The following is a 25,020-nucleotide window of genomic DNA, read 5'->3' on the forward strand; positions in this document are numbered from 1 at the left end:
GCTGGCCCGGGTGGCGAAAATACGCGAGCTTGCCCCCCGGATGGTGCGAGGAGGCGACCAGGTGCCGGATCGGCCAGCTGCGGATGACGGGTTCACGCTGATCGAGATGATCGTCGTGCTGGTGGTGCTGGCGCTGGTCGGCACGATCGTGCTGTCCCGCGGCCCGATGCATTCGGCGACTCTCGACCTGCGCGCGCAAGCCCGCACCATGGCCTCCGACATGCGGCGGGACCGCGCGGACGCCATCGCAGCGGACCACGACGTGGTGTTCACGGTGGATGCCGACCGTCGGGATTACGGCGTGCGCGATGGTCTGCGGCACACGCTGGCAAACGCGGTCGGCATCGACGGTGAGGTGGCGCCGATCGTGTTCCACGCCGATGGCAGCGCGTCGGGGGGCAGCATCACGTTGAGCGAGGGCGAACGGCGGTTGGCCATCCGGGTGGACTGGCTGACCGGCCAGGTCGCGGTCCGTTAGGGTCTGCTTCGTCTCTCTGCGGGCTACGATGGCTGTGGAGCAGAGACCTGCGCAGCTCCGGTGCAGCCACGAGTGCTGCGGATGCAAGAACGATCGCCAGGAAGACGCCTGCGAAAATCATCAACCTCAGCGCACTGAAGCCGAAAAACGTATGAGTGAGGGCTTGGGCGACCAGGAAGGTTCCCACCAGCCCGGGGAGCCCCGACACCACCATGCTCGTCGACATGATGGTTTCAAGCCTCCATGGCCGCCCGGTTTTGCCCCGGCCGGCGCGTCGCTCGCGTCACCGCCACATTGGCAGGCAGGCCATGCTCGCACGCTTGCGAGACGGTGAGGCTGAACTCCCCGGCCTCGCCGAGAAGAGGTTTCGGAAGGGTCACGATGGTCGCCCGTCGGGTTGGCGCCGGAACGTGACCGACGGTCCTGGACGAGGCCCTGGGCATTGCTGCCCCCATGCTTCAAGGTCAGTGACGTGCGCGTTCCACCTTCGGATATCAACGCATATGCAGCTGCAGGGCCCTAGCGTGGAGGCGGCGCGGGCGTTTCGGCTGCCGTGTCGCAGCCCAGGTAGCGGCGCCAGAATCCCACTGAGGTGAGGCGGGGCGCCGCAGCCTTCCAGTCGGCGGCGACCCGATCGCCGCGACGTTGCAGGCGAAGCAGCAACGGCAGGGTTTGCTTCGTGAGCTCCCAGAACACCGAGCGATCCCGGCGGTAGGCGGACATCTCGGGCTCCCACCAGTTATCGAGCACGATATGCTCGGCGTGGCGCAGGCCGATCCAGGAGAACTCGGCGGTCTGCACCAGCGACGGCTCGGCCCTGGATGTCGGCAGCAGCGCATTCCGCAGCAGCACGACCACGAACCAGAACAGGAAGGCCGGCCGGCCGCGCGGCATCCGGGACACCACCGCCGCCTCGACGACCTGGCGCCGCTGCACCGGCTGGGCACCGTAGCGCTGGCGCAGCGCCATGATGCCGGCATGGATCGCCTGCGGATCCTGGTCCAGGATCTCCGGCCCGGCGAGGAAGTCGGCGATCCCGCGCATGATCAGCGCCGCACCGAAATAGCGGAACGTCAGCAGGTGCAGCAGCCAGCTGCGGCCGGCACGACGCAATGCGGCACGGCTGCTGAAGCGGTCGTGCAGGGCTGCCAGGATCAGCAGGTTGCGGGTCTCGTAATACAACTGCCAGTTGCCGAGCTTCAGGTAGAACGGCTCGTGCCAGACCGCAGCACCCGGCAACACGGTCGTGAACACGCCTTGCCGATATAGCCGCATGCCGTATTCCGCGTCGTCGCCGCGAATGAAGCAGGGCAACGGCAGCCCCACCCGACGGACGATCTCGAGCGACACCGCGAAACACCACCAGCCGTTGAAATGCACCGATTGCGGCTGTGCGATGCTGTCCAGGCCGTCGGCAGATAGCAGGTCGGTGTTGTGCAGGATCGCGCGCGGGAACCAGCTGTGATTGTCGATCACCGCCCCCGCCTCGTACAGCCGCGTCGGCTGCACGCTGTCGAGCATCTGGCCGCCGACCGCGACATTCTCGTTTGCCAGCGACAGGAACGCGGTCAGCCGGGGGATCGTGTCGGGCTCCAGCCGGATGTCGTCATCGAGAAAGGCGCAGTGGGTAAGGCCGGGATCATCCAGCGTCGCCAGCATGCCGCGGGTGAATCCGCCGGCGCCCCCGAAATTGCCCTGCTCGATGACCGTCAGCCGCGCCCCGAGTTGCTCGGCGAACGGCGCAATCGACGCATGCTGGCGCAGGCCCGGCCGGCCCTGGTTGACGATAAAAACCCGATCCAGACCGGCCATTACGACAGGGTCGGCGACCATCACCTCGAGCACCGCGGCCATGAAGCTCTCGCGGTTGAAGGTGCAGAAGACGATCCCGAGCGAAACCGGCACGGGGGCCTCGTCACCCAGCCAGGCGGCCTCGATGAATTCCGCACCGGAGCCTGTCATGGAGGCCGTGACCTCGAAATACAGCAGGCCGTATTCGCGGAAATTGCTGCTGCGTTCGGGTACCGAGAAACCCACCGTCTGCGCCCGCCCGGTGGCCGCCACCCGGGTTTCCGCAACCAGCGTGTTGACGCCGATGGCACGGCGCAGGAGCCGCACGACGCACGCGCCCCGCACGGTGACCGAGAGCCGCAGCGCCTTCAATCTGGTGTTCATGCGCCAGTGGGCTTCGAAGAACGCTCCGAAATAGGTATCGAACAGCAAGGTGGTACCGGGCAGCAGGTCGATCGCGCCACCCGGCTGCAACTCTGCCGCGAAGGCTCCGGTCCCTTCTCCCTGCAACCGGGCGGCACGCCAGTAGAGCGCACGCAGTTCAGGCGGGCGGTCGGTCAGCACGCGCTGCAAGGTCTGCTCGGTTGGGCGAGGGTGATCCGCCCCACTCGTATCGACCGGGCGCGCGAACTGGTCCATCGATGCTTCCTCGAACGCGTTGGCCATGCAAACTAGAATGTGCGGTCACTCGCGCCGGTTCCTGCATCAAATTTCCAACAGGGCGCCAGGCGAAAACCGGAATTTCTACGGCAGTTTCTGCAGATCCAGTTTTCGCTGGCGATGTTGTGACGCGACTTGATCCTATGCTTGCCGCACCCTGCTTGGGATCTCGATTGAGAAAGGGTGATGATGGACGGCATGGCGTCTGAGGCGAAGATGCCTGCGCGCGACTACGACTGGCTTATCGTGGGTGCAGGGTTTGCGGGCTCGATCCTGGCTGAACGGCTCGCTGCACATGGCCAGCGCGTGATGATCATCGACAAGCGTCCGCACATCGCGGGAAATGCCTATGACCGCTTCGATGATGCCGGCCTTCTGGTGCATGAATACGGCCCGCACATCTTCCATACCAACTCGACGATGGTGTTCGACTATCTGTCGCGTTTCACCGACTGGCGGCCATACGAGCATCGCGTGAAAGGTCATGTCGACGGCCGTCTCGTGCCGATCCCGATCAATCTCGACACCGTCAATGCACTCTACGATCTGCAGTTGACTTCCGCGGAGCTTCCCACCTGGTTGGCCAGGCGCGCCGAACCGGTGGAAAACGTCACCACGGCAGAGGATGTCGTCGTCTCCCAGGTCGGCCGTGATCTCTACGAAAAGATCTTCCGTGCATACACCAGGAAGCAATGGGGCCTCGACCCGTCAGAGCTCGATGCGAGCGTGACCGCACGCATTCCGGTGCGCACCGATCGGGAGGATCGCTATTTCACCGACCGTCACCAGTGCATGCCGCTGGATGGCTATACGAAGATGTTCGAGCGCATGTTGGAACATCCGAACATCACCGTGCGCACCGGCACGTCCTATGCCGACATCGTCACCACGGTGACGGGTGCACGGCTGATCTGGACCGGGCCGATCGACGAGTATTTCGGATTTTCCGAGGGACGGCTGCCATACAGGTCGCTGCGTTTCGTGCATGAAACCCACGATGTCGAGTTCTTTCAGCCGGTCGGCACGGTGAACTACCCGCAGGATCAGGACTACACCCGCATCACCGAATACAAGCACCTGACCGGCCAGACCCACGACCGCACCAGCGTCATGTATGAATATCCGGCAGCCGACGGCGAGCCGTATTATCCGGTGCCGCAAGCGGAAAGCCAGGCGACCTTCAAGCGATACCAGGCGCTCGCGGATGCCAGCCCGGATATCTGGTTCGTGGGACGCCTGGCCACCTACCGCTACTACAACATGGACCAGATCGTGGCGCAGGCACTCGCCACCTTCACCCGCATCGAGCGCACACTGCCCGCGGGTCAGGGACCCTCAACCGCAAGCAGCGCGGAACACACCGTCATCGACGCCTGAAGCCCGGCCCGGTCGGCGCACCCATCCGTCGGCCGGGCGAGGATCAGCCGCCGCTGGGTGACGGCGGACCCTGCACCACCTCGACCAGGTCCTTCGGACGCAGCCACGCCCGGAACGCCGCCTGAACTTCGGCTGCCGTGGTATCGAAATAGTGCCGCGCCGCGAGGTCCGGCTGGTTCAGCGGCAGCCCGAGATCGACCAGGTGCAGATCCTCGAGACCGATCGCGTCGAAACTGGCACGACCCATCGGCAACTGCCGCAGCAGTGAGGCCTTCGCCCGGATGAGTTCGGCGTCGCTTACCGGCTCCGACTGCATCGCCTGGATATCGCGCACCACGAGGTCGCGCGCCTTGCCGATATTCTGCGCGTCGGCGCCGTAGGTCACGGAATAATTGCTGCGGTTGCGTGACCAGTCGAGCGCGCTGCTGACGCTATAGACGTAGCCGGTCTTGACCCGCAGGTCGCGATACAGCCGCGAGGAAAAGCCGCTGCCGAGGATCTCGTTGCCGAGCGCCAGGCTGAAATGGTCCGGCTGGGCCACGCGCAGGCCGAGATCCTCCTTCAGCTCGATGTTGGATTGCAGGCTGCTGCGATCCGGCACGTAGGCGCGCGAGGTCGTGTTGTCGGGGATCGGCGCCAGGTCGACGACGGGCGTCGGTCCGGTCGCCGACCAGCCGCCGAAATTCTGCTGGATCGCAGCGCGCGCATGCTCCGGCGTGATGTCGCCGACGATGACGATGGTGGTGAGGTCGGGTCGATACGCGCTGGCATAGAACGCCTTGGCGTCCGCCACGGTCAGCCCCATCACGCTCGCCGGCGTCGGCTCACGCAGCGACGGATCGCCGGGGGGCACCACCGCCCGGGTGGTCGCGCGCTGGAACAGGTAGCTCGGCGACCCGAGCAGCCCGGCGAGACTTCCCGCAGTCTGCCGCTGCACCACCTTGAACGCCGCGTCCGGGAACACCGGGTGCAGCTCGTTGTCGGCCAGCAGCGCCAGCCCGCTATCGAACTGGTGGGTCAGCACCTTGAGCGAGAAGCCGCTGCCCGCCTGCTCGTCGGCGGCGATATCGTCGAGCGCCTTCTGGAAGCTCAACCGGTCGTGCGTCGTGGTGCCGTAATCGAACATCCGCTCGACGACGCTGCCCACACCTTCCTGGCCTTTCGGCTCCTGCAGGTCGGTCGATTGCCGGATCTGGCCATAAAGCGACACGGTGTTGGTGACGTGCTCGGTCTGCACGATCAGCCGCAGGCCGTTCGGCAGCGTGCTGACCACCGGCGCCGGCGAGGCCTCGGGAATATGCAGGGCGGCGAGCGCGGTCGTCGCCCAGTCCGGCAGCGCCACCGGCTTGTCCGGCGCCGAGGCGAACGATTCCGCACCCCCGAAGCCCTTGCCGGCGATCGGCTTGCCGGAATCCTGCGGCGTCAGCACCGCGGTCACCACATGCGCCGGATCGAAGACCTGGCGGGCGATGCGGTTCACGTCATCGACGGTCACCGCGCGGTACGCCGCCGCGAGCGCATCGGGGGAATCCAGCCCCTGGAACGCCAGCACGTTGGACCAGCTCTGCGCCAGGCCGCTGATGCTGTCGTTCTGCGTGCCGAGCTGCGCGATCTCGCGACGCCGTGCCGCATCGACCAGGTCCGCGGGCACCCCGTTGCGGGCAATGTCGGCAATGACGCCGCGCATCTTCGCCAGCAGCGGCGCTCCGTCGGCGCCCTTGGGGAACGCGCCCAGCGCCACCCCGAAGCCGACATCGGGCTTCGGGCGATACAGGAACTGGGCCGCAAGCGCATCGCCGCCGGGCACCAGCGCATACAGGCTGCCACGCTCGCTCGACAGCACATCGCCCAGGATGTCGGCGGCGGCGAAGTCGTGCGAGCGCGCGCCCGGCATCCGGTAGGCCAGTGTCACCAGCCCGATCGGATAATCCGTGGGCAGCTGCAGCGTCTGCGGCGCCACCGGGCCCAGGGTGAAGGTCGCGTGCGGCGGCAGCGCCTTGCGCGGAATGTCACCGAACGCGGCCTTCACGTCGGCCAGCGCCTTGTCCGGATCGACGTCGCCGGCGATCACCAGGATGGCGTTGTTGGGTGCATACCAGCGTGACCAGAACGCCCGCAGCAACGCCGCGTCGGTCTTGTCGAACGAGGGCCGGGTGCCGAGCGCGTCGTGCGCGTACGGGGTGCCGGCGAACATCGTCGCCTGCAGCTGCGACAGGTAGTTGTACGCCGGGCTCGAGAGGTCGCGCGACACCTCCTGCTCGATGGCGCCGCGCTCCTTGTCCCAGTCCGCCTGGTTCAAGCTGAGCCGGTTCATCCGCAGCGCCTCGACATGCAGCACCACCGCAAGGTCGTCGGCAGGTGCGGTATAGAAGTACTGTGTGACGGTCTCGGTGGTGTCGGCGTTGTACTCGCCGCCGAGCTTGGCGCCGATCTCGGCCAGCTGGTCCTTGTCGAGCCCCTCGCTGCCGCGGAACATCATGTGCTCGGTGGCGTGCGCGGTGCCCGGAAAACCCGGCGGCGCGTCGTTCGAGCCGGCCAGGTAGTTGATCTCGGTGGTGACCACGGGGGCCAGCCGGTCCTGCACGATGACCACCCGCAGGCCGTTCGACAGCGTTGCCCGCAGCGCGGAGTCCGCACCGGTGGCGTGCGGGGTCGGGGCCGCCGGCAGGATCGGCGTCGGGTTCGGACCGGTGGTCGGTGTGGCCGCGATCGCCGTGCCGCCCAGGCCAGCCAGCGCGGTCCCGGCGAGTGCCGCAAGCATCAGGCCCGTCGCCGCCCCCCGCTTCAGGAGCAGGCGCTTCGGCAGCAGGCTGGCCGCCCGCCTGGTCTCTGTCCGGTGGCGCATGCGATCTCCGTGTCTGGTCGGGCTGCCCGATCCAGTCGGGAGCCGGGTATCGCCGCGCACACTAGAAGCCGCGTGCCTTCGCGGAAAGCGCCGTGCCTATGAAGGATATGTCACCTGGGCGATGATGCGCGCGATGCCGATCCGCTCCCTCTGCCGCCGACCGGGCGCCGCTCCCGCCGGACCCACTGTCAGTAGGGATGCCGGCTTCACGCTGCTGGAGGTGCTGGTCGCGTTCGTGATCGCCGCCCTGGCACTCGGCGTGCTGTTCGAGGGCGCGGTCGAGGGCATCCGCTCCACCCGGATCGCCGATCGCACCCAGGAGGCGCTGTCCCGCGCGCAGTCGCATCTCGCCACCATCGGCCACGGCACGCCGCTGCGCGCGGAGACACAGGAGGGCGAGGACGGCCACGGCTACCACTGGAAGCTCCATATCGCGCCGCTGCAATCCACGACGATCGGCAGCTCCAGCAATCACGGCGGCGTCCAGACGCTCTCGAGCCAAGCGCCGCAAGCGGTGCTGTATTCGGTGCAGCTCACGGAGTCATGGTCGGACGAGGCGTCGGCCGGCGACCACACCCGCGCGGTGACGCTGCGCACCGAACGGCTCGGCCAGCAACCCGGCGCCGGGCCATGAGGCCGCCCCACAGGTCCAACTCCGATGATGCCGGCTTCACCCTGCTCGAGATCGTGGTGGCGCTGGTGGTGCTGGGCATCCTGCTTTCGACGCTGAGCCAGGGCGTGCAGTTCGGGCTGGCCGCGTTCGACCGCCAGGACCGCATGATCCAGACCGGCGGCCGGCTGGAGGCGGCGGACCGGACCCTCCGCCGGCTGATCGAGCAGCTCGATCCCGGCACCTCGACCGATGGCGACAGCGTGGTCGGCGCCCAGCATGGGCTGGTGTTCCGGAGCCCGCTGCGGATCGCCGATGCCGCACCCCGCGCAAACCGGGAGACGCCGAACCTGCAGACCGCGCCGGAGCCGCAAGACGACCTGGCCGATCTGCGCCTTTCGGTCGATCCGGCGCACCAGCTGATCCTGGCCTGGCTGCCGCACCGCCATGTCATCCCGGCGGGACCGGTCCCGACACCGCATCGCGAGGTGCTGCTGACCGGCGTGGACCAGATCGATGTGAGCTATTTCAGTGCCGGCGTCTGGCACACGCGTTGGTCCGATGCGGAGCCGCCCGACCTGATCCGCATCCGCCTGGTGTTCCCGGACGGCGATCCGCGGCACTGGCCCGACATCGTCGCCGCACCGGCACGCGCCCAGTCGCCGGATTGAGCAGCGCCGACGCCACGCAGGCCGCGTCACGGAAGTTCCCTCGCTTTCAATTCTTCATGTGCCGCCGGATTTCAACCCGCATCAGCTTGCTCTATCGTGCCAGCCGATGATTGCCGACGTCCTGACCTGGTGGTCGCGCCAGATGCTCGACCTGGTGCCGGCGCGGTTTGCGCGTCCGGACCCTTCCGCCGTGGGGGCACTGCTGGTGGAGCCGCACCCCGGCGGTGACGGCGTACGCCTGCTGCGTCGCCAGTCCGGCGAGGAGACCGTGCTCGGCAACTTCGCCCTGCGCCGCATGACCATGCCCGATGCAACCGGAGTGGGAGTCCCCGGTGACGTCGATCCGGACGATGCGGCGGTGCTGCGTGCGGCGATCGTCAGCGCCGGGACGCGGGAGGGTGGCCGCTTCGTGCTGCTGCGGCTGCCGGCGGGTGCGGCATTGCAGCGCGACGTGACGCTGCCGCTGGCCGCCGAAGCCGGGCTCGACCGCGTGCTCGCCTACGAGATGGACCGCCTGACCCCCTTTGCCGCGGACGATATCTTCTTTGCCTGGACGGTGCTGCGGCGCGATCGCGAGGCCGGACGGATCATGCTGCGGCTGTCGCTGGTTCCGAAGGCGCCGCTGCTGCCGCTGCTCGACACGCTGCGCCTTGTGGGCGCCAGTCCACGCGGGATCGAAATCCCCGCCTTCGTGAACGCGGGAGCATCGACCGACCCCAACCATCGGTTGCGCATCCCGCTGGCGCATGAGCGCACGGCCTCGGCCATCCAGGAGCGCCGCTTGCTGGTAGCCGCAGGAGCTGCCTGCGCCGCCCTGGCCGTGCTGGCGATCATGCTGCCGTTCGCATTGCAGTCTGTCGCGGCCTCCAGGCTGAACCATCAGGTGGCGGCGCTGCAGCCGCGCGTCGATGCGGTGCAGGCGTTGCGCCGGCGGATCGCGGGCAGCACCGCCGGCGGCGACCTGGTGGCGACCGAGCGCCACCGTCTCGGCGACACCCTCGAGGTGCTGGCCGCGGTGACGCGCGTGCTGCCGGACGACAGCTACCTGTCGGATCTCACGCTGCGGCAGGGCCAGCTGACGATCAGCGGCCAATCGCCGGGTGCCGCCAAGCTGATCCCGGCGATCAGCAGCGATCCGGCCTTCTCGGCGCCAGCCTTCTCGGCGCCGGTTACCCGGATCGAGGGCCAGAACACCGACCTGTTCTCGATCCGCGCCGGGATCAGCCGCTGATGTCGGTGTCGACCCGCTCACCGGGCAACCGCTCCGCCGGGCGCCCCGCCGGCTTTGCAGGCTCGCTGCCGCAAGGCCGCGCGGGCCAGGCATCTGCACTCGGGATCGCGGCGATCGTGCTGCTGCTGCTCTGGGAGGCGGTCGGCAGTCCGTTGATCGGGCTGTACCAGGACCGCGACGAGGCGATCAAAGGCCAGCGGCAGATGGCGGCCCGGATGGACATGCTGGCCGCCGAACTGCCGGCGCTGCGACAGGCGGCGGCCGGGAGTGCGGCCCGGTCCGGACCGGTGGCGCTGATCGAGGGCAGCAGCGATGCGGTCGCCGCGGCCGCACTCCAGGAGAAGGTACAGCAGATGGCGTCGTCGCTCGGCGCCAGCCTGTCCAGCACCGAGAGCCTGCCGGCGAGCCAGGCCGGCGCCTACCGACGGGTCGGCGTGCGGATCAGTGTCAGCGCGCCGTTCGAGGTGATGGTCCGGCTGATCGCGGCGATCGAGCAGGCCTCGCCCTCGATGCTGATCGACGACCTGCAGCTGCATGGCTCACGCATCATGGTGCAGGCGGCCTCGCCGCTCGAGGGCGCGATGACCGTCATGGCGTTCCGTGCCGGCAAGGCGGATGCGCCCACCGGCGCCGGCCAGTCCGACGAGCCCCAGCAGTGAGTGGGCCCCAGCGATGAGCAGGCCCCGGCAATGAGTGGTTCAGTCGCCCGTCGCGTGCGGCCGCGGCCGCTGCTATGGCTGGCAACCGCGTGCGCCTGCCTGCTTGTCGGCGTGCTGGTGCTCGAATATCAGTTCGGCGTGACGCGGGAGGGACGCCTGGCCTATCCGGAACGCGCCCTGGCGGCGGCTCGCCCGGCACACGCTGCCACGGCCGCCGATGATGCGGCGCCCGATCCTGCCCGCATCGACGACTGGACCCGGATCGTGCTGGCTCGGCCGCTTTTCAGTCCCTCGCGCCGGCCAGCCACCACCATAGCGGCCGGTCCGCAGCAGCCGCGTCTCAGCGGGATCGTGATGGGTCCGGATGGCCGGAGGGCGATCTTCGCCGGCGATGGCGACGCGCGCGGCATCGTCGCCGGGGTCGGCCAGCAGGCCGGCGCGTGGCAGGTGCGGGCGATCGACCAGAACAGCGTCCAGGTGTTCGGGCCGGACGGTCCGCGCACGCTCACCCCGTCGCGGGACGCCTCATCGTCCGGCACGGCCGACGTCCTCGGTGGTGGAGCACTTCCGGATCATCCCTCGATCCTGGACCTGCTGCGCAACAGGAGGCTGCAGTTCGGGCCCCAAAATACGCAGCAGAACGGCCAGATGCCCCGGCTTCCGGCCGCACTCCTCACACCACCGGCGCCGCCCGGCCAGGCGCCCGGCAGGCTCCCCTTCCAGCCACCCGGCGAGGCCAACGCACCGTGATCTTCGTTCCACGCCGTTCTGTTTCGCGCCGTTCCGTCCTGAACCGATCCGTCTGGGGCCACCCGGGGAGGCTCCTCGGGCACATCGTCACGCCGGTCTGCCTGCTGGTGTCCGGCTGCAACCACATGGAGCAGCCGGTCATCCAGCCGCTGGCCCCGCTGCGTGCCGGCACTGCCACCGCACAGCCCCGCATCAACGGCGATATCGGCTCGATCGATCCGGTTCAGGCGCCCGAGATCAGCTATGGCCGCAATCGCCGTCCCGCTGTGCGCAACGTGGACGGGACCATCGGCGCCGGCTCGATAACCCTGAATTTCGCCGACACCGACATCCGCGACGCCGTGGCGCAGATCCTCGGCACGCTGCTGCACGCCAACTACACGATCGACCCCAACGTGAAGGGGACGGTCACGCTGCACACCTCGACACCGCTCGGCAGCGACCAGCTGCTGCCGACGTTGCAGGCGCTGCTGGCCCAGGTCGGGGCCTCGATCTACCAGTCCAACGGCATCTACCGCATCGTCGCCGGCGGTGGCGGCCAGGCGCCCGGTATTCCGGGTGGCGGTGGCGCTGCGGGCGGTGCCGGCGGCAACATGCAGACGCTGGCGGCCGACGCGGCGGTGTCCGGCAGCGCGCTGGTGCCGCTGCGCTATGCCGGTGCCGAGGATCTCGCCAAGGCGCTGCAGCCGTTCGTCCAGGCCGGCTCCAAGATCACCGCGGTGCAGGGCGGGAACGCGCTGATCGTCAGCGGCGACCCGGCGGTGCGCGGCACGCTGGTGAACCTGATCCAGGCGTTCGACATCGACGCCCTGGCCGGCCAGTCCTACGCCCTGCTGCCGGTCGATTCCGGTGACGCCAAGGACATCGCCAGCGCCCTGCAGGACGCGCTCAAGGGCCGCGGCGGTTCGCTCTCGCAGGTGGTTCGGGTGGTGCCGATGACCCGCGTCGATGCGGTGCTGGTGGTCGCCAACGAGCCGAACTTCATCGACGATGCGCGCCGGCTGTTCACCCTGATCGAGCGCACCCGCCGTACCACGGTGCGCTCGTGGCACGTGTACTACCTCCAGAACAGCCACGCCAACGATGCGGCGTACGTGCTGCAGCAGGCCTTCACCCCAAATGACGTGACCGCGCAGCCGACCGCGCCGCTGCAGGCCAACATTCCCGGCGGCAACCAGCAGGGCACCAACGGCGGCTCGGGCGGTATCGGCGGCGGGTCGAGCGGCGGGCTGGGGTCGAGCGGCGGTCTGGGATCCAGCGGCGGCTTGGGCTCCAGTGGCGGCATCGGCTCGGGCGGTGGATCGGGATCCGGCGGCCTCGGGTCGAGCCTCGGCTCCAGCGGCGGCACCGGCACCGGCACGGGCGCACCTGGCGGCAACCAGGCGGCCGGCGGCAACCCGCTGCTCGGCGGCCTGGACAGCTCCGGCGGCGGCGGCAGCGGCGACGAGGCGCGGACGATGAAGATCATCGCCAACCCGCAGAACAACGCGATCCTGGTCTATGCCACCGACCAGGAGAACGACACCGTCAACCAGATGCTGCGCAAGATCGACATCCTGCCGCTGCAGGTGCGGATCGACGCGGTGATCGCCGAGGTGACCCTCAACGACCAGCTGCAATACGGCACCCAGTTCTTCTTCAAGTCGGGGGGCATCAACGGGGTGCTCTCGAACAACACCATCAGCCCGATCACCACCGGCATCACCAGCACCCTCTTCAACAGCACGCTGCCCGGCTTCATCATCGGCGGCACCGGCAATGGCGGCGCGCCGATCGCGCTCAACGCGCTGCAGGCGGTCACCACCGTGCACGTGCTGTCGTCGCCGGAGCTGCTGGTGCTCGACAACCAGCCGGCGCGGCTGCAGGTGGGCCAGCTGGTGCCGATCCAGACCGGCTCGCAGACCAGCACGCTGAGCACCGGATCGGTGTTCAACCAGTTCACCTACCAGCCGACCGGCGTGATCATGAACGTGACGCCGCGGGTGAATAACGGCGGCCTGGTGACCCTCGACATCTCGCAGGAGGTCAGCTCGGTGGTTCCCGGCAGCAACGCCACCACCAACCCGACCTTCAACGACCAGTCGGTGGTCTCCCGCGTGGTCATCCAGGACGGCCAGACGGTCGGCCTCGCCGGGCTGATCACCGACCAGAGCACCCGCGCCAACAGCGGCATACCCTGGCTCAAGGACATCCCGATCCTGGGCTTCTTCGGCGGCAGCCAGAACAACAACCGGCAGCGGACCGAGCTCTTGATCCTGATCACGCCGCATGTGCTGCACGACCAGCGCGACGCACAGGCGCTCACCGAGGATCTGCGCGACACGCTGATCAACGCCGCCGCGGTGCCGGGCGAACTGACGCCGATGCGCCAGACCGGCAGTGCCGATCCGCAGCAGCGCGTGCGCCGCAGCGTCGGCCTCGGTCCCTGATCGCGGCGCGCCTCCCCGTGCGCGGGCGGCGCGACAGAGGCTTCGCGCTGCTCATCGTGCTGTGGACGCTGGTGCTGGTCTCGCTGCTGGTCTCCGCGATCGCCGCATCGGGCAGCGGTCGCACGCGGCAGGCGGCCGACCTCGAACGCAACGCGCAACTGCAGGCGGAGGCGGATGGCGCCGTCGACGAGGCGGTGTTCCACGTGATCGACGCCTCGAAGGCGCACTGGCCGGCGAACGGCAGCACCCACCTGGTCCGGCGCGGCGGCACCGTGCTGTCGATCCGGATCGAGAACCAGGCCGGCAAGGTCAATCCCAACCGGGCGTCGCTCGACCTGCTCGCGGCGCTGTTCCAGGCGATCGGGCTCGACAGCCGGAGTGCCGTGACGATCGCCACCCGGATGATCGTCTGGCGGTTTCCGACGGCCCAGCCGGTGGGGCAGTCCGCACCGCCGGCGCAGGCAGCGGGCGGCCGCGACTACCTGCCGCCGAACGCGCCGTTCGAGAGCATCTCCGAGCTCGGGCTGGTGGACGGCATCACCCCGGCGCTGCTCGCCCGTCTCGAACCGCACATCTCGCTGTATCACGACAACGACCCGGATCCCGCCTTCGCCGACCCTGTCGTGCGGCAGGCCATCGCCCTCGCCAACGGTCCGGGCGATGCCGGCAGCAGCGCCGCGCCGGACGATAATGCGCCCCCGGGGCAGGCCCAGGGCAGCGCGCCGGACGAGAGCGTGGTCGAGGTGACCGCCGAGGCGCGTGACGGCTCCGGCCATCGCTTCGTGCGGCGGGCGATCGTGCTGATCGGCACGAACTCCACCGGCCCGGGTGCTGCGGACCAGCGCCCGTTCCAGGTCATGACCTGGGAGGCCCCGGCGGCCGGCGCGCCCAAGACATGATGACAGTCGCCGGCCGAAAGCGCTGGCCCTGCCTGGACGTTCACGCAAATCTGCTCTAACCGCTCGGCTCATGCAGACGACGCCGGACCTCCCCTCGCGCACCGCCCTCGTGACCGGCATTACCGGCCAGGATGGTGCCTATCTTGCCGCCCTGCTGCTCGAGAAGGGATACCGGGTGGTCGGCATGGCGCGTCGCTCCGCCTCCGCCGACATGGTCAGCGCGCGGCTGCGCTGGCTCGGCGTGTTCGACCGGGTGGAGCTGGTCGATGGCGACCTGCTCGATATCGGCAGCCTGATCCGCATCATCCAGTCGGTCGAACCCGACGAGGTGTACAATCTCGGCGCCCAGAGCTTCGTCGCCGCCTCCTGGCAGCAGCCGATCCTGACCGGCCAGGCCACCGGCATCGGCGCCGTCAACGTGCTGGAGGCGGTGCGCATCGCCCGGCCGCAGGCGCGCTTCTACCAGGCCTCGTCGTCGGAGATGTACGGCCTGATCCAGGAGAAGGTGCAGAGCGAGCGCACGCCGTTCTATCCGCGCTCGCCCTACGCGGTAGCCAAGCTGTACGGCCACTGGATGACGGTGAACTACCGCGAGAGCTTCGGGCTGCATGCCTCGTCCGGCATCCTGTTCAACCATGAGAGCCCGCTGCGCGGCATCGAGTTCGTGACCCGCAAGGTCACCGACGGCGTGGCGCGGATCAAGCTCGGCATGGCCCGCGAGCTGCCGCTCGGCAACCTCGACGCGACCCGCGACTGGGGCCATGCGCGCGACTACGTCAAGGCGATGTGGCTGATGCTGCAGCAGGACGTCGCCGACGATTACGTGGTCGCCACCGGCCGCACCACCTCGATCCGCGAGCTCTGCCGCATCGCCTTCTCCTGCGCCGGGCTGGATTACCGGGAGCATGTGGTCAGCCGATCCGACCTGATCCGGCCGGCCGAAGTGGACGTGCTGCTGGGCGATGCGTCGAAGGCGAAATCGGTGCTCGGCTGGCAGGCGGAGACCAGCCTCGAGGACATGATCGCCGAGATGGTCGAGGCCGACCTGGCGCGCCATCGGGCCGCCATCGGGGCGTCCGTCAAGATGGCGGCACCCGCTCCGACGGCACCGCCGCCGTCGCCCGCGGCCCTGCCGAAACTCCACGCCTGAACCGGACGCCGGAATGAGCGATCGGCGCATCCTGGTCACGGGGCTATCCGGGTTCGTCGGCCAGCACCTGGCCCGCGCCATGCAGGATGTGCTGCCCGACAGCGAACTGCTCCCGCTGACCTGCGACGTCACGGATGCTGACGCGGTCCAGGAGGCGGTGGCAACCCTGTCTCCCGATGCGTGCCTGCACCTGGCTGCGATCTCCGCCATTCCGGTCGCCCGCGCCGCCCCCGACCGGGCCTGGGCAGTCAATCTGCAGGGAACGCTCAATCTCGCCCGCGCGCTGCACGCCGAACGGCCGGATGCGTGGTTCCTGCATGTCTCCAGCGGTGACGCGTACGGCGCCTCCTTCAAGCTCGAGCGTCCGCTCGACGAGGACGCCCCGCTGGCCCCGATCAACACCTACGGGGCAACCAAGGCGGCGGCCGACATGGCGATGTCGGCGATGGCGGCCGAGGGCTTCCGGGTGATCCGCCTGCGCCCGTTCAACCATACCGGCCCGGGCCAGGCGCCGGACTTCGCCATCCCGGCCTTCGCGCGGCAGATCGCGCTGATCCGGGCCGGGCGGCAGGAGCCGATCCTGCGCACCGGCAGCCTGACCGCGTTTCGCGATTTCCTCGATGTGCGTGATGTGTGCCGCGCCTACGCGCTCTGCCTGCGCCACGCCAACGGCCTGGCCCCCGGCACGATCCTGAACATCGCGTCGGGCACGGCGCGGCGGATCGGCGATGTGCTGCAGGGACTGCTGGCGCTGTCGGGGGTCGCCGTCAGCATCGAGACGGATCCGTCCCGCGCCCGCCCGACCGACATCCCGCTCGCCATCGGCAATGCCGGGCGCCTGCGCGACCGCGTCGGCTGGGACCCGGAAATCACCTGGGAACAGACGTTGCGCGACGTGCTCGACGACTGGACCCTGCGGATCGCCGAACTCGACTGAACCGGGGTGGCTGTCACGCCACCCCGCCACCAGGCTTCAGAAGAAGCGGGAGATCAGGTTCTCCAGGCGCTCCTGGCCACCCGAGCGCGGCTTCGGCGACAGGTTCTGTGCTTCAGCCTTGTCGGAAATGCTCTCCAGCGTTTCCGATCCGGACAGCATGTCGCGCGCGGCCTCTGCCTCCCAACCGGCATAGCGCTCCTGCAACGCCGCATCGAGCCGGCCGTCCTCGACGATGCTGGCCGCGATCAGGAAGGCGCGGGCGCAATGGTCCATGCCACCGACATGGGCATGCACCAGGTCCGCCGGATCGATCGACTGGCGACGGATCTTGGCGTCGAAGTTGCAGCCGCCGAGCCCGAGCCCGCCCGCCTTGATGACGTGGTACAGCGCCATCGTGGTGTCCTGCAGGTTGCTCGGGAACTGGTCGGTGTCCCAGCCGAGCAGCGGGTCGCCTCGATTGATGTCGAGCGAGCCGAGGATGCCGAAGCTCGCCGCCATGGCGATCTCATGCTCGAAGCTGTGCCCGGCGAGCAGCGCGTGGTTGCCCTCGAGGTTCAGCTTCACCTCATTCTCGAGGCCGTAGCGCTTCAGGAAGCCGTACACCGTCGCGGTGTCGAAATCATACTGGTGCGCGGTCGGCTCCTTCGGCTTCGGCTCGATCAGGATCTGCCCGGCAAAGCCGATCTTGTGCTTGTACTCGACCACCAGCGACAGGAAGCGACCGAGCTGGTCGAGCTCCTGGCCGACGCGGGTGTTCAGCAGCGTCTCGTAGCCCTCGCGACCACCCCACAGCACGTAGTTGTCGCCGCCGAGCTGCTTGGTGACGTCCATGCAGTGCTTCACCGTGGCGGCGCTGAACGCGAACACGTCCGGATCGGGGTTGGTCGCCGCACCCGCCATGAAGCGCGGATGGCTGAACAGGTTGGCGGTGCCCCAGAGCAGCCTGGTGTTGAAGGACTGCATCTTGCTCCCGAGATAGTCCGCCATCTCGTGGAAGTTGTGCAGCGAGCTGCGCAGGTCGTCGCCGCCTGGTGCGATGTCGCGGTCGTGGAAGCTGTAGAACGGCACGTCGAGCACGCGGAACAGGTCGAACGCGGCATCCGCCTTGTCGCGCGCCGCCTGCATCTCGTCGGAGCGGTCCATCCAGGGGCGCTGCAGGGTCGGCGCGCCGAACGGGTCGCTGCCGTTCATCGCCAGGCTGTGCCAGTACGCGACGGCAAACCGGAGGTGGTCGCGCAGCGGCCGGCCGAGCACGACGCGGTCGGCATCGTAGTAGCGATAGGCCAGCGGCTCGTCGCTGTCCGGCCCGGCATAGCGGACCGTCTCGAAGTTGCTGAAGAGTGTGTCGCTCATGATGGCTCTCTCATGCTTGGCGGGACGCTGCCCGTTGCTCTGGCGGGCGTTGCCCGACGCTCTGGCGGGAAACTGTCCGACAATGATGCGGGGCGCATCATGGAACGTTGTCCCGCAGAAAAATCTGCATCCGCACCGGCTTCGGGTTGAAGCCCGGAGTCGCACGGGTCACCGAACGCAGGGCGGCGATGGCGTTCTCGACCTCCTGCTCCTGGTCCTGGTGCAGGACCGCGGTGAAGGTGCCCGACAATAGCGCGTCACGGGCGTGCGCGGTCAGTTCATGCGCCACCACGATCGGGCCGTCGACGTGTGGTGTGCCCTGCGCGGCGGCGTTCGCTCGCAACGCTGCGATGATGCCGCGATTGCCGGCGCCGGCGCTGTAGAGCCCGACCATGTCGGGGTGCTCGGCAAACATCCGGGCGGCCAGCGGACCACTCACCGCGCTGTCGTCCAGGCCTTCCACCACCGGCAGCAGCGAGAGGCCGGGGAACTCGCGGCGCATCACCTGCTCGAACCCCAGGCGACGATCGGCATGATCGTTCAGCGTCATCTGGCCGACGATGATGCCGACGCCGCCTCGCCCGCTCCCCGCCTGCCGGGCCTGGGCCATCCGGCCGATCAACGAGGCGGCGACGCGACCGGCCGCGCGGTTGTCGATGCCGAGGAACAGGCTGCGACGCGACGGTGACACGTCCGAAACCAGCGTCACGATCGGGATCTCGCGCTCCACCAGGCGGTCGATCTCATGACGCACCGCCGGCGCATCGACCGCCACCACCGCAACCCCGTCGAACGCCTCCGGATCGACGGTGCCGAGCAGGCTCGCGAGCGAGGCATCGTCGAATGCGACATAATCCATCACGCGCAACGACACCCGCTGGTCCGCCATGACGCTGGCCGCCCGGGCCACGGTGTCGTGCAGCGTGTTGATGAAGCTGTTGGTGCCGCGCGCCGGGAGCAGGAACAGGTAGCGCTCGAGCCGCTGTGTCGCGAGACCGGCGGCGAACGCATCACGGCGGAATCCCAGCCGGTCGACCGCGGCACGCACGCGAACGATCGTCTCGGGGCGCACACCTTTGCGACCGTTCAGCACCCGGTCGACCGTAGCCAAGCTCACGCCGGCGGAGGCCGCAACCTCGAACACGGTGATCTTCTGCATGCCGTCTCCCTGGCCGGACGATAAGGTCGAGCTCTGAGGCACGTCAATCAACAATCACCTCACATCGGTGACGACCTCGACCAAATGCAGCGGCGGGATGGTTCCCGTTGATCGCCTCAGAAATTGTGCGATGCACAATAGATCGCCGCTCGCCTTCCGTTTGCTGCTTTCCTGGCAACGCATGTTGACGAGTGTGACGCGAATGCTGCGGTATCGCCTCCGCGGAATCCAGTCTGATGAAAGAGGACCGCGTGCGCTTGCGCTACGTGCCGCAATTTGCTTTCGTCCGCTCAACGTCAGCCCGGCCACCCGCGTCGGGTGACCGTTCACGGGAAATGACCGGGCTGCCCTCACCCGGGTTGGCAAGCGCCGGCGTCAAGGAGGAAAAGTTCGTGTCGCATCTCTTCAAGCGGACCGCGGTCGCCGATACCACCGTCTCCCGTCCCGGCCGCCGCCGCCTGGCGCAGCAGCTTATGGCTGGTGCCGCATTGTCGCTCGGCCTCGGCGCACTGCTGCCGGTTGCGGCGCATGCCAGCCCCGCACATCCGAAGATCGGCTTCTCGATCGACGACCTGCGCCTCGAGCGCTGGGGCCACGATCGCGACTACTTCATCGCCGCCGCCAAGAAGCTCGGCGCGACCGTGAACGTGCAGTCCGCCGATGCCAGCGAGAGCCGGCAGAACGCGCAGATCGAGAACCTGATCTCGCGCGGCATGGACGTGATCGTCATCGTGCCGTTCAACGGCAAGGTGCTCGGCAACGTCATCAACGAGGCCAAGCAGGCCGGCATCAAGATCATCTCGTACGACCGCCTGATCCTGGACGCGCCGATCGACGCCTACATCTCGTTCGACAACGTGCGTGTCGGCCACATGCAGGCGCAGGGCGTGGTCAATGCGGCCCCCACCGGCAACTACTACCTGCTCGGCGGCGCGCCCACCGACAACAACGCCAAGCTGCTCCGCCAGGGCCAGATGGAAGTCCTGCAGCCGCTCGTCGATGCCAACAAGATCAAGATCGTCGGCTCGCAGTGGGTGAACGAGTGGAGCGCCACCGAGGCGCTGTCGATCAGCGAGAACGCGCTGACCGCCAACAAGAACAACATCCAGGGCTTCGTCGCCTCGAACGACGCGCTCGCCGGCGGTGCCATCCAGGCGCTGGCGGCCCAGGGCCTTGCCGGCAAGGTCGCCGTGTCGGGCCAGGATGCCGATCTCGCCGCCGCCCAGCGGATCGAGAAGGGCACGCAGACCATGACGGTGTACAAGCCGCTGAAGTTGATCGCCAGCACTGCGGCGCAGATGGCCGTCGATCTGGCAAAAGGCAAGACACCGGCCTACACCAGCAAGATGAACAACGGCTCGGCCGACATCAACACCATCCTGCTGACGCCGATCGCCCTGACCAAGGCGAATGTCAGCCGCCTGGTGACGGACGGCTACTTCACGCAGGCGCAGATCGACGGCAAGTAGGCCGTCAGTGGAGCCGCGCTGACGAGCCTGGAGGGACAATTCGGTGTCTGACTACCTGCTCGAAATGCGCGGCATCACCAAGGACTTCTCCGGCGTCATGGCGCTGGACGGTATCGATCTCAAAGTGCGGCCCGGCGAATGCGTCGGGCTGTGCGGCGAGAACGGCGCCGGCAAGTCGACGATGATGAAGGTGCTGTCCGCGGTCTATCCATACGGCACCTGGGGCGGTACGATCCTGTGGGACGGCCATGAGCTGAAATGCGGCTCGGTCCGCGAAAGCGAGGCCGCCGGCATCGTCATCATCCACCAGGAATTGATGCTGATCCCGCAGCTTTCGGTTGCGGAGAACATCTTCCTCGGTCGTGAGCCGCGGTCGCTCGGCGGCATGATCGATTTCGACCGCATGTATGTGGAAGCCGCCAAGTTGCTGGCCGAGCTCCGGATGAGCCACATCAACGTGGTGAAGCCGGTCTCGAACTATGCCGGCGGCGAACAGCAGCTGATCGAGATCGCCAAGGCACTCAGCAAGAACGCCAGGCTGTTGATCCTGGACGAGCCGACCTCGTCACTCACCAAGTCCGAGGTCTCGATCCTGCTGCGCCTGGTCAAGGATCTGAAATCGCGCGGCACCGCCTGCGTGTACATCTCGCACAAGCTCGAGGAAATCGAGGAGATCGCGGACTCCGTCACGGTGATCCGCGACGGTCGCTTCGTCGGCGACGCGCCGATGGACAGCATCAGCACCGGCGACATCATCCGCATGATGGTCGGCCGCGACATGAACAACCTGTTCCCGCGCGAGGCGCACCCGATCGGCGAGGTGGTGTTCGAGGCGATCGGCATCACCTGCCTCGATCCGGACAACCGTTTCCGCAAGCGCGTCGACAACGTGTCCTTCACGCTGCGTGCCGGCGAGATCCTCGGCGTGTCGGGGCTGGTCGGCGCCGGCCGCACCGAGATGGTGAGTGCCATCTTCGGCGCCTATCGCGGCACCCATTCCGGCGAGGTCCGGATCGACGGCAAGCCGGTCCGGATTCGCAACCCGCAGGATGCGGTCAGGCACGGGCTCTGCATGGTGCCGGAGGATCGCAAGGCGCACGGCATCGTTCCGATCCTGGGCGTCGGCTACAACATCACCCTGTCGGTGCTGGACCGCTTCACCAGCGGCGGCCTGATCGACGAGGCGCAGGAATTCTCGACGATCGGCGACGCGATCGGCCGGCTTCGCATCAAGACCGCAAGCCCGCTGCTGCCGATCTCCAGCCTGTCCGGCGGCAACCAACAGAAGGCAGTGATCTCCAAGATGCTGGAGCCGAAGCCGCGTGTGCTGATCCTGGACGAGCCGACCCGCGGCGTGGATGTCGGCGCCAAGTACGAAATCTACAAGCTGATGTTCGCCCTGGTGCGCGAGGGCATGTCGATCATCATGGTCTCGTCGGAGCTGCCCGAGGTGATGGGCATCAGCGACCGCGTGCTGGTGATCGGCGAGGGCGAACTGCGCGGCGACTTCATCAACGACGACACCTTGACCCAGGAGCGCATCATGACGGCGGCCATCACGCCCCTCGATCGCGCTGCCTGAGCGGAAGCCGATATCATGACCGAGACCACCTCACTGGCGCCGTCCCCAGCCGCAGTCGCCGCTGCCCAGACCGACCGCCGCCGCACACTCAAGCTCGAGCACCTGAAGAGCGCCTTCGCGCGCAACAAGATCCTGGCGCTGGTGATCGCGATCGCCATCATCTGGGCGCTGTTCACGCAGCTCACCGACGGCGACTTCATCACCGCCCGCAACCTGTCCAACCTGCTGCGGCAGATGGCGATCACCGGCATGCTCGCCTCGGGCATGGTGTTCGTCATCATCTCGGGCGAGATCGACCTGTCGGTCGGTTCGCTGCTCGGGCTGATGGGCGGCCTCGCGGCGATCTTCGACGTCACCTACCACGTGCCGCTCTACATCAACATTCCGCTGGTCATGGTGCTGGGCGCGGCGGTCGGCGCCTTCAACGGATACTGGGTCGCCTATCTGCGGGTGCCGTCATTCATCGTGACGCTGGCCGGATTGTTGGCATTCCGCGGCATCCTGCTGGGCATCACCGGTGGCGTCACCATCGCCCCGGTCACCAACGCGCTGGTCTCCGTCTCGCAGAGCTACCTGCCGGATATCGCCGGCTACGGGCTCGGCGTGTTGATTTTCGCGGTGCTGGCAATGACCACGATGCGGTCACGTGCCAAGCGGGCGGAATACGGCCTGACGGTGCCGCCACTTGCCCTCGATCTCGGCAAGCTCGCCGTCGCCGCGGTGGTGATCGCCGGCTTCTTCGCGATCCTCGACGCCTACCGTGGCGTGCCGCTGCCGGTGCTGATCGTGCTGGTGCTGCTCGGGCTGTTTACCGTGATGGCGCGCCGCACGGTGTTCGGGCGACGGATCTACGCCGTCGGCGGCAACCTCGAGGCGACGCGGCTTTCCGGCGTCAACGTGCAGATGGTCAAGCTGCTGGTGTTCGCGCTGATGGGCTCGATGGCCGCCCTGGCCGGCATCGCCACGACAGCCAGGCTCGCGGCCGGTTCGCCGTCTGCCGGATCGCTGCAGGAACTCGACGCGATCGCCTCGTGCATCATCGGCGGCACCTCGATGCGCGGCGGCGTCGGCACCGTGTTCGGCGCGCTGATCGGCGCCCTGATCATGGCGACGCTGGATAACGGCATGTCGATGCTGGGCGTCGACACCTACTGGCAGATGATCGTCAAGGGCGTGATCCTGCTGCTCGCGGTCTGGCTCGACGTGGCGACCAGCGCGCGACGCTAGCTCCTACAGGCCTCGTCCGTACGCCCCGAAACGCCCGCCATTCCGGCGGGCGTTTTGCGTTGCAGCACGACCACCGGGCCGGGTTCCGGACGTCCGGAAACAAAGTGTGGTTTTTTAACAACGCCAAACTGATCAAAACGATCATGGCCTAGCGCGCGGAAAATTGGCTGTTAATCTGCGGTTGCTCGGGCGGTCGAATGGCCTGGCCAAACGCTGCGCTACAAAAAAATCGAGGAAAGCCAATGACCACATCAAGGAAGACCGCCGCGTCCTGCGCCGTCTCCGGAAAGTTCTGGGCCGGTGCCGTTGCGGCTGCTCTGGCCAGCACCGCCGCCGTCCCCGCCATGGCACAGACGTCGCTGAACCCCAGCGAGCGCGTCGCGACGCCGCTGCCGGAAAACGGTGGCCCCATCAATCCGGTCAGCTCGGTGCCGCCGCTGCCGGTGTCGGAAGCCCTCTTCCCGGACCTCTTCGGCTTCGGCCCGAAGCTCCGCAACATGGGCATCGCCATCCAGCTCGATAACGTCGACGAGTTCGCCGGCAACGTGACCGGACTCCACACCGGGTCGGCCAACGCGGGCCAGTACGGCCTCGAGACCGACATCGACTGGGAGCGTCTTGCCGGCATCACCGGCTTCTCGACCCACACCGTCATGGTCGGCCGCTACGGCATCCCGGACAGCCGCTCCTTCGGCGACAACCTCGACCCCAGCCAGGAAATCTACGGCGCCGGCGGCAACGTGGCGATCCATCTCGTTTACGCCTACGGCGAAGAAACCCTCGGCAACGGCCGGGTCGATTTCGTCGCCGGCCGCATGCCCCTGCTGGATGATTTCGCCTCGTCGCCGCTCTACTGCAACTTCATGAACAACGCCTTCTGCGGAAACCCGAAGGCGTCGTCCGACAACGCCGCGCTCTCATCCTATCCTGATGCGAACTGGGCATTCCGTATTCGCGTGCGGCCGACCCAGTCGACCTACGTCGAAACCGGCATCTTCTTCGACCAGCAGAACATCTACAGCGCGAGCAACGGCTTCCGTTCCGGCTTCGAGTTCGACTCCGGGCAGATCGCCGGCCAGTCGTTCCCGGTGCAGGCCGGCTGGGAGCCGAGCTTCGGCCCCGATCACCTGCCGGGCCACTACAGCGTCGGCTTCGTCTATGACAACACAAAGCACAACAACGACTACTTCGACGTCGCCGGAAGCGCCTTCGCCCAGAGCGGCCTGCCGCCGCGCGTCGACCATGGCTCGACCGCTGAATACGTCCTCGTCGACCAGATGCTGCTCCGTCATGGCGCCGGTGCGACCAACGGCCTGATCGCCTTCGGCGCGCTGTTCCACAACGACAACAGCACCTCGACCCGCACCAGCCAGGCCGAAATCGGCGCTGTCGATCACGGGTTCTGGAAGGCGCGTCCGCAGGACGGCATCTCGCTCGGCTTCAGCTACCTCGAGGTCTCCAGCCTGGTCGGCAAGACCGAGGCCCTCCAGCAGGAGCTCGGCCTGCCGATCACCGGCAGCGGCCAGTTCTACAACAACGGATCCGACGCACCTCCCGGCGTGCAGAGCCACACCTACAACATCGAGCTCAACTACCAGATCCACGTGTTCCGTGGCGTGACCTTCGCACCGGACTTCCAGTACTTCATCCGTCCGAACGCACAGGCGAACCTTCCCGACGCCGCCGTGTTCGGCTTCAAGAGCCACATCCAGCTGTTCTAACCTCTCGGACACAGCGTGAACT

20 protein-coding genes are annotated in these 25,020 nt (G+C 67.8%); 15 read left to right on the top strand and 5 right to left on the bottom strand.

The features are described from left to right. Positions 1 to 61: 61 nt before the first annotated feature. The gene (locus ACOEQ2_RS08500) at positions 62 to 478 is read left to right on the top strand and encodes a prepilin-type N-terminal cleavage/methylation domain-containing protein (RefSeq protein WP_419730933.1); all 417 of its coding nucleotides are present in this window, start codon (positions 62 to 64) and stop codon (positions 476 to 478) included. Positions 479 to 711: 233 nt separating this feature from the next. Here the strand turns inward: ACOEQ2_RS08500 and ACOEQ2_RS08505 are convergent, their stop codons facing one another. Then, on the bottom strand, positions 712 to 933 hold the full coding sequence (locus ACOEQ2_RS08505) for a type II toxin-antitoxin system CcdA family antitoxin (RefSeq protein ID WP_419730934.1): 222 nt from the start codon (positions 931 to 933) through the stop codon (positions 712 to 714). A 64-nt stretch (positions 934 to 997) separates the two neighbouring features. Continuing rightward, a complete protein-coding gene (locus tag ACOEQ2_RS08510; protein WP_419730935.1) occupies positions 998 to 2,908 on the bottom strand; it encodes a glycosyltransferase in 1,911 nt (636 codons plus the stop codon). A 219-nt stretch (positions 2,909 to 3,127) separates the two neighbouring features. On the opposite strand from ACOEQ2_RS08510, the gene glf reads away from it, so the two are divergent. Further along, a complete protein-coding gene (gene glf / locus ACOEQ2_RS08515; protein ID WP_419730936.1) occupies positions 3,128 to 4,306 on the top strand; it encodes a UDP-galactopyranose mutase in 1,179 nt (392 codons plus the stop codon). Positions 4,307 to 4,349: 43 nt separating this feature from the next. On the opposite strand, the gene ACOEQ2_RS08520 is transcribed toward glf, so the two are convergent. Next, positions 4,350 to 7,151, bottom strand: a complete 2,802-nt coding sequence (locus ACOEQ2_RS08520) for a M16 family metallopeptidase (protein ID WP_419730937.1) — start codon at positions 7,149 to 7,151, stop codon at positions 4,350 to 4,352. A gap of 133 nt (positions 7,152 to 7,284) precedes the next feature. Here ACOEQ2_RS08520 and ACOEQ2_RS08525 point away from each other — a divergent pair, with 133 nt between their 5' ends. The 9 genes from ACOEQ2_RS08525 (at position 7,285) to ACOEQ2_RS08565 (ending at position 16,487) form a co-directional block, all read left to right on the top strand. Continuing rightward, the gene (locus ACOEQ2_RS08525) at positions 7,285 to 7,785 is read left to right on the top strand and encodes a PulJ/GspJ family protein (RefSeq protein WP_419730938.1); all 501 of its coding nucleotides are present in this window, start codon (positions 7,285 to 7,287) and stop codon (positions 7,783 to 7,785) included. After that, on the top strand, positions 7,782 to 8,432 hold the full coding sequence (locus ACOEQ2_RS08530; protein WP_419730939.1) for a prepilin-type N-terminal cleavage/methylation domain-containing protein: 651 nt from the start codon (positions 7,782 to 7,784) through the stop codon (positions 8,430 to 8,432). The genes ACOEQ2_RS08525 and ACOEQ2_RS08530 overlap by 4 nt, the downstream gene beginning before the upstream one ends. 106 nt (positions 8,433 to 8,538) lie before the next feature. Continuing rightward, the gene (locus ACOEQ2_RS08535) at positions 8,539 to 9,663 is read left to right on the top strand and encodes a PilN domain-containing protein (RefSeq protein WP_419730940.1); all 1,125 of its coding nucleotides are present in this window, start codon (positions 8,539 to 8,541) and stop codon (positions 9,661 to 9,663) included. Then, positions 9,663 to 10,322: a type II secretion system protein GspM gene (gene gspM / locus ACOEQ2_RS08540; RefSeq protein ID WP_419730941.1), complete on the top strand. Its 660-nt coding sequence runs from the start codon at positions 9,663 to 9,665 to the stop codon at positions 10,320 to 10,322. Before ACOEQ2_RS08535 ends, gspM begins: the two co-directional genes overlap by 1 nt. A gap of 30 nt (positions 10,323 to 10,352) precedes the next feature. Next, the gene (locus tag ACOEQ2_RS08545) at positions 10,353 to 11,072 is read left to right on the top strand and encodes a hypothetical protein (RefSeq protein ID WP_419730942.1); all 720 of its coding nucleotides are present in this window, start codon (positions 10,353 to 10,355) and stop codon (positions 11,070 to 11,072) included. 125 nt (positions 11,073 to 11,197) lie between these two features. Beyond that, on the top strand, positions 11,198 to 13,501 hold the full coding sequence (gspD, locus tag ACOEQ2_RS08550) for a type II secretion system secretin GspD (protein ID WP_419730943.1): 2,304 nt from the start codon (positions 11,198 to 11,200) through the stop codon (positions 13,499 to 13,501). Positions 13,502 to 13,518: 17 nt separating this feature from the next. Continuing rightward, a complete protein-coding gene (locus ACOEQ2_RS08555; RefSeq protein WP_419730944.1) occupies positions 13,519 to 14,400 on the top strand; it encodes a general secretion pathway protein GspK in 882 nt (293 codons plus the stop codon). A 70-nt stretch (positions 14,401 to 14,470) separates the two neighbouring features. After that, complete coding sequence (locus ACOEQ2_RS08560) at positions 14,471 to 15,550, top strand: GDP-mannose 4,6-dehydratase (protein WP_419730945.1); 1,080 nt, start codon at positions 14,471 to 14,473, stop codon at positions 15,548 to 15,550. Between the two features lie 13 nt (positions 15,551 to 15,563). Further along, positions 15,564 to 16,487 (top strand): GDP-mannose 4,6-dehydratase, encoded by a 924-nt coding sequence (locus ACOEQ2_RS08565; RefSeq protein WP_419730946.1) that lies wholly within the window; start codon positions 15,564 to 15,566, stop codon positions 16,485 to 16,487. A gap of 36 nt (positions 16,488 to 16,523) precedes the next feature. On the opposite strand, the gene xylA is transcribed toward ACOEQ2_RS08565, so the two are convergent. Both xylA and ACOEQ2_RS08575 read right to left on the bottom strand, forming a co-directional pair. Next, positions 16,524 to 17,840, bottom strand: coding sequence for a xylose isomerase (xylA, locus tag ACOEQ2_RS08570; protein ID WP_419730947.1), 1,317 nt, complete (start codon positions 17,838 to 17,840; stop codon positions 16,524 to 16,526). Positions 17,841 to 17,937: 97 nt separating this feature from the next. Then, positions 17,938 to 18,999, bottom strand: a complete 1,062-nt coding sequence (locus ACOEQ2_RS08575; protein WP_419730948.1) for a LacI family DNA-binding transcriptional regulator — start codon at positions 18,997 to 18,999, stop codon at positions 17,938 to 17,940. A gap of 392 nt (positions 19,000 to 19,391) precedes the next feature. Here ACOEQ2_RS08575 and xylF point away from each other — a divergent pair, with 392 nt between their 5' ends. From xylF to ACOEQ2_RS08595, 4 genes are all read left to right on the top strand, one after another. Continuing rightward, the gene (gene xylF / locus ACOEQ2_RS08580) at positions 19,392 to 20,468 is read left to right on the top strand and encodes a D-xylose ABC transporter substrate-binding protein (RefSeq protein ID WP_419730949.1); all 1,077 of its coding nucleotides are present in this window, start codon (positions 19,392 to 19,394) and stop codon (positions 20,466 to 20,468) included. A gap of 43 nt (positions 20,469 to 20,511) precedes the next feature. Next, the gene (locus ACOEQ2_RS08585) at positions 20,512 to 22,050 is read left to right on the top strand and encodes a xylose ABC transporter ATP-binding protein (RefSeq protein WP_419730950.1); all 1,539 of its coding nucleotides are present in this window, start codon (positions 20,512 to 20,514) and stop codon (positions 22,048 to 22,050) included. A 15-nt stretch (positions 22,051 to 22,065) separates the two neighbouring features. Then, positions 22,066 to 23,277: a sugar ABC transporter permease gene (locus tag ACOEQ2_RS08590; RefSeq protein WP_419730951.1), complete on the top strand. Its 1,212-nt coding sequence runs from the start codon at positions 22,066 to 22,068 to the stop codon at positions 23,275 to 23,277. A gap of 242 nt (positions 23,278 to 23,519) precedes the next feature. Beyond that, positions 23,520 to 24,998: a carbohydrate porin gene (locus ACOEQ2_RS08595; protein ID WP_419730952.1), complete on the top strand. Its 1,479-nt coding sequence runs from the start codon at positions 23,520 to 23,522 to the stop codon at positions 24,996 to 24,998. Positions 24,999 to 25,020 lie beyond the last annotated feature (22 nt).

Origin of the sequence: Lichenicola sp. (assembly GCF_965198575.1) — a bacterium.
In the GTDB taxonomy this organism is placed as follows: Bacteria; Pseudomonadota; Alphaproteobacteria; order Acetobacterales; family Acetobacteraceae; genus Lichenicola.

Bases quoted from the DNA above. Each gene is read 5' to 3' on its own strand.
- ACOEQ2_RS08510 (WP_419730935.1), bottom strand. From the start codon at position 2,908: ATGGACCAGTTCGCGCGCCCGGTCGATACGAGTGGGGCGGATCACCCT.
- ACOEQ2_RS08575 (WP_419730948.1), bottom strand. From the start codon at position 18,999: ATGCAGAAGATCACCGTGTTCGAGGTTGCGGCCTCCGCCGGCGTGAGC.
- ACOEQ2_RS08535 (WP_419730940.1), top strand. From the start codon at position 8,539: ATGATTGCCGACGTCCTGACCTGGTGGTCGCGCCAGATGCTCGACCTG.
- ACOEQ2_RS08530 (WP_419730939.1), top strand. From the start codon at position 7,782: ATGAGGCCGCCCCACAGGTCCAACTCCGATGATGCCGGCTTCACCCTG.
- ACOEQ2_RS08525 (WP_419730938.1), top strand. From the start codon at position 7,285: ATGCCGATCCGCTCCCTCTGCCGCCGACCGGGCGCCGCTCCCGCCGGA.
- ACOEQ2_RS08565 (WP_419730946.1), top strand. From the start codon at position 15,564: ATGAGCGATCGGCGCATCCTGGTCACGGGGCTATCCGGGTTCGTCGGC.
- gspM (WP_419730941.1), top strand. From the start codon at position 9,663: ATGTCGGTGTCGACCCGCTCACCGGGCAACCGCTCCGCCGGGCGCCCC.
- ACOEQ2_RS08545 (WP_419730942.1), top strand. From the start codon at position 10,353: ATGAGTGGTTCAGTCGCCCGTCGCGTGCGGCCGCGGCCGCTGCTATGG.
- ACOEQ2_RS08560 (WP_419730945.1), top strand. From the start codon at position 14,471: ATGCAGACGACGCCGGACCTCCCCTCGCGCACCGCCCTCGTGACCGGC.
- ACOEQ2_RS08595 (WP_419730952.1), top strand. From the start codon at position 23,520: ATGACCACATCAAGGAAGACCGCCGCGTCCTGCGCCGTCTCCGGAAAG.
- ACOEQ2_RS08505 (WP_419730934.1), bottom strand. From the start codon at position 933: ATGGGGGCAGCAATGCCCAGGGCCTCGTCCAGGACCGTCGGTCACGTT.
- ACOEQ2_RS08520 (WP_419730937.1), bottom strand. From the start codon at position 7,151: ATGCGCCACCGGACAGAGACCAGGCGGGCGGCCAGCCTGCTGCCGAAG.
- glf (WP_419730936.1), top strand. From the start codon at position 3,128: ATGGCGTCTGAGGCGAAGATGCCTGCGCGCGACTACGACTGGCTTATC.
- xylA (WP_419730947.1), bottom strand. From the start codon at position 17,840: ATGAGCGACACACTCTTCAGCAACTTCGAGACGGTCCGCTATGCCGGG.
- gspD (WP_419730943.1), top strand. From the start codon at position 11,198: ATGGAGCAGCCGGTCATCCAGCCGCTGGCCCCGCTGCGTGCCGGCACT.
- ACOEQ2_RS08590 (WP_419730951.1), top strand. From the start codon at position 22,066: ATGACCGAGACCACCTCACTGGCGCCGTCCCCAGCCGCAGTCGCCGCT.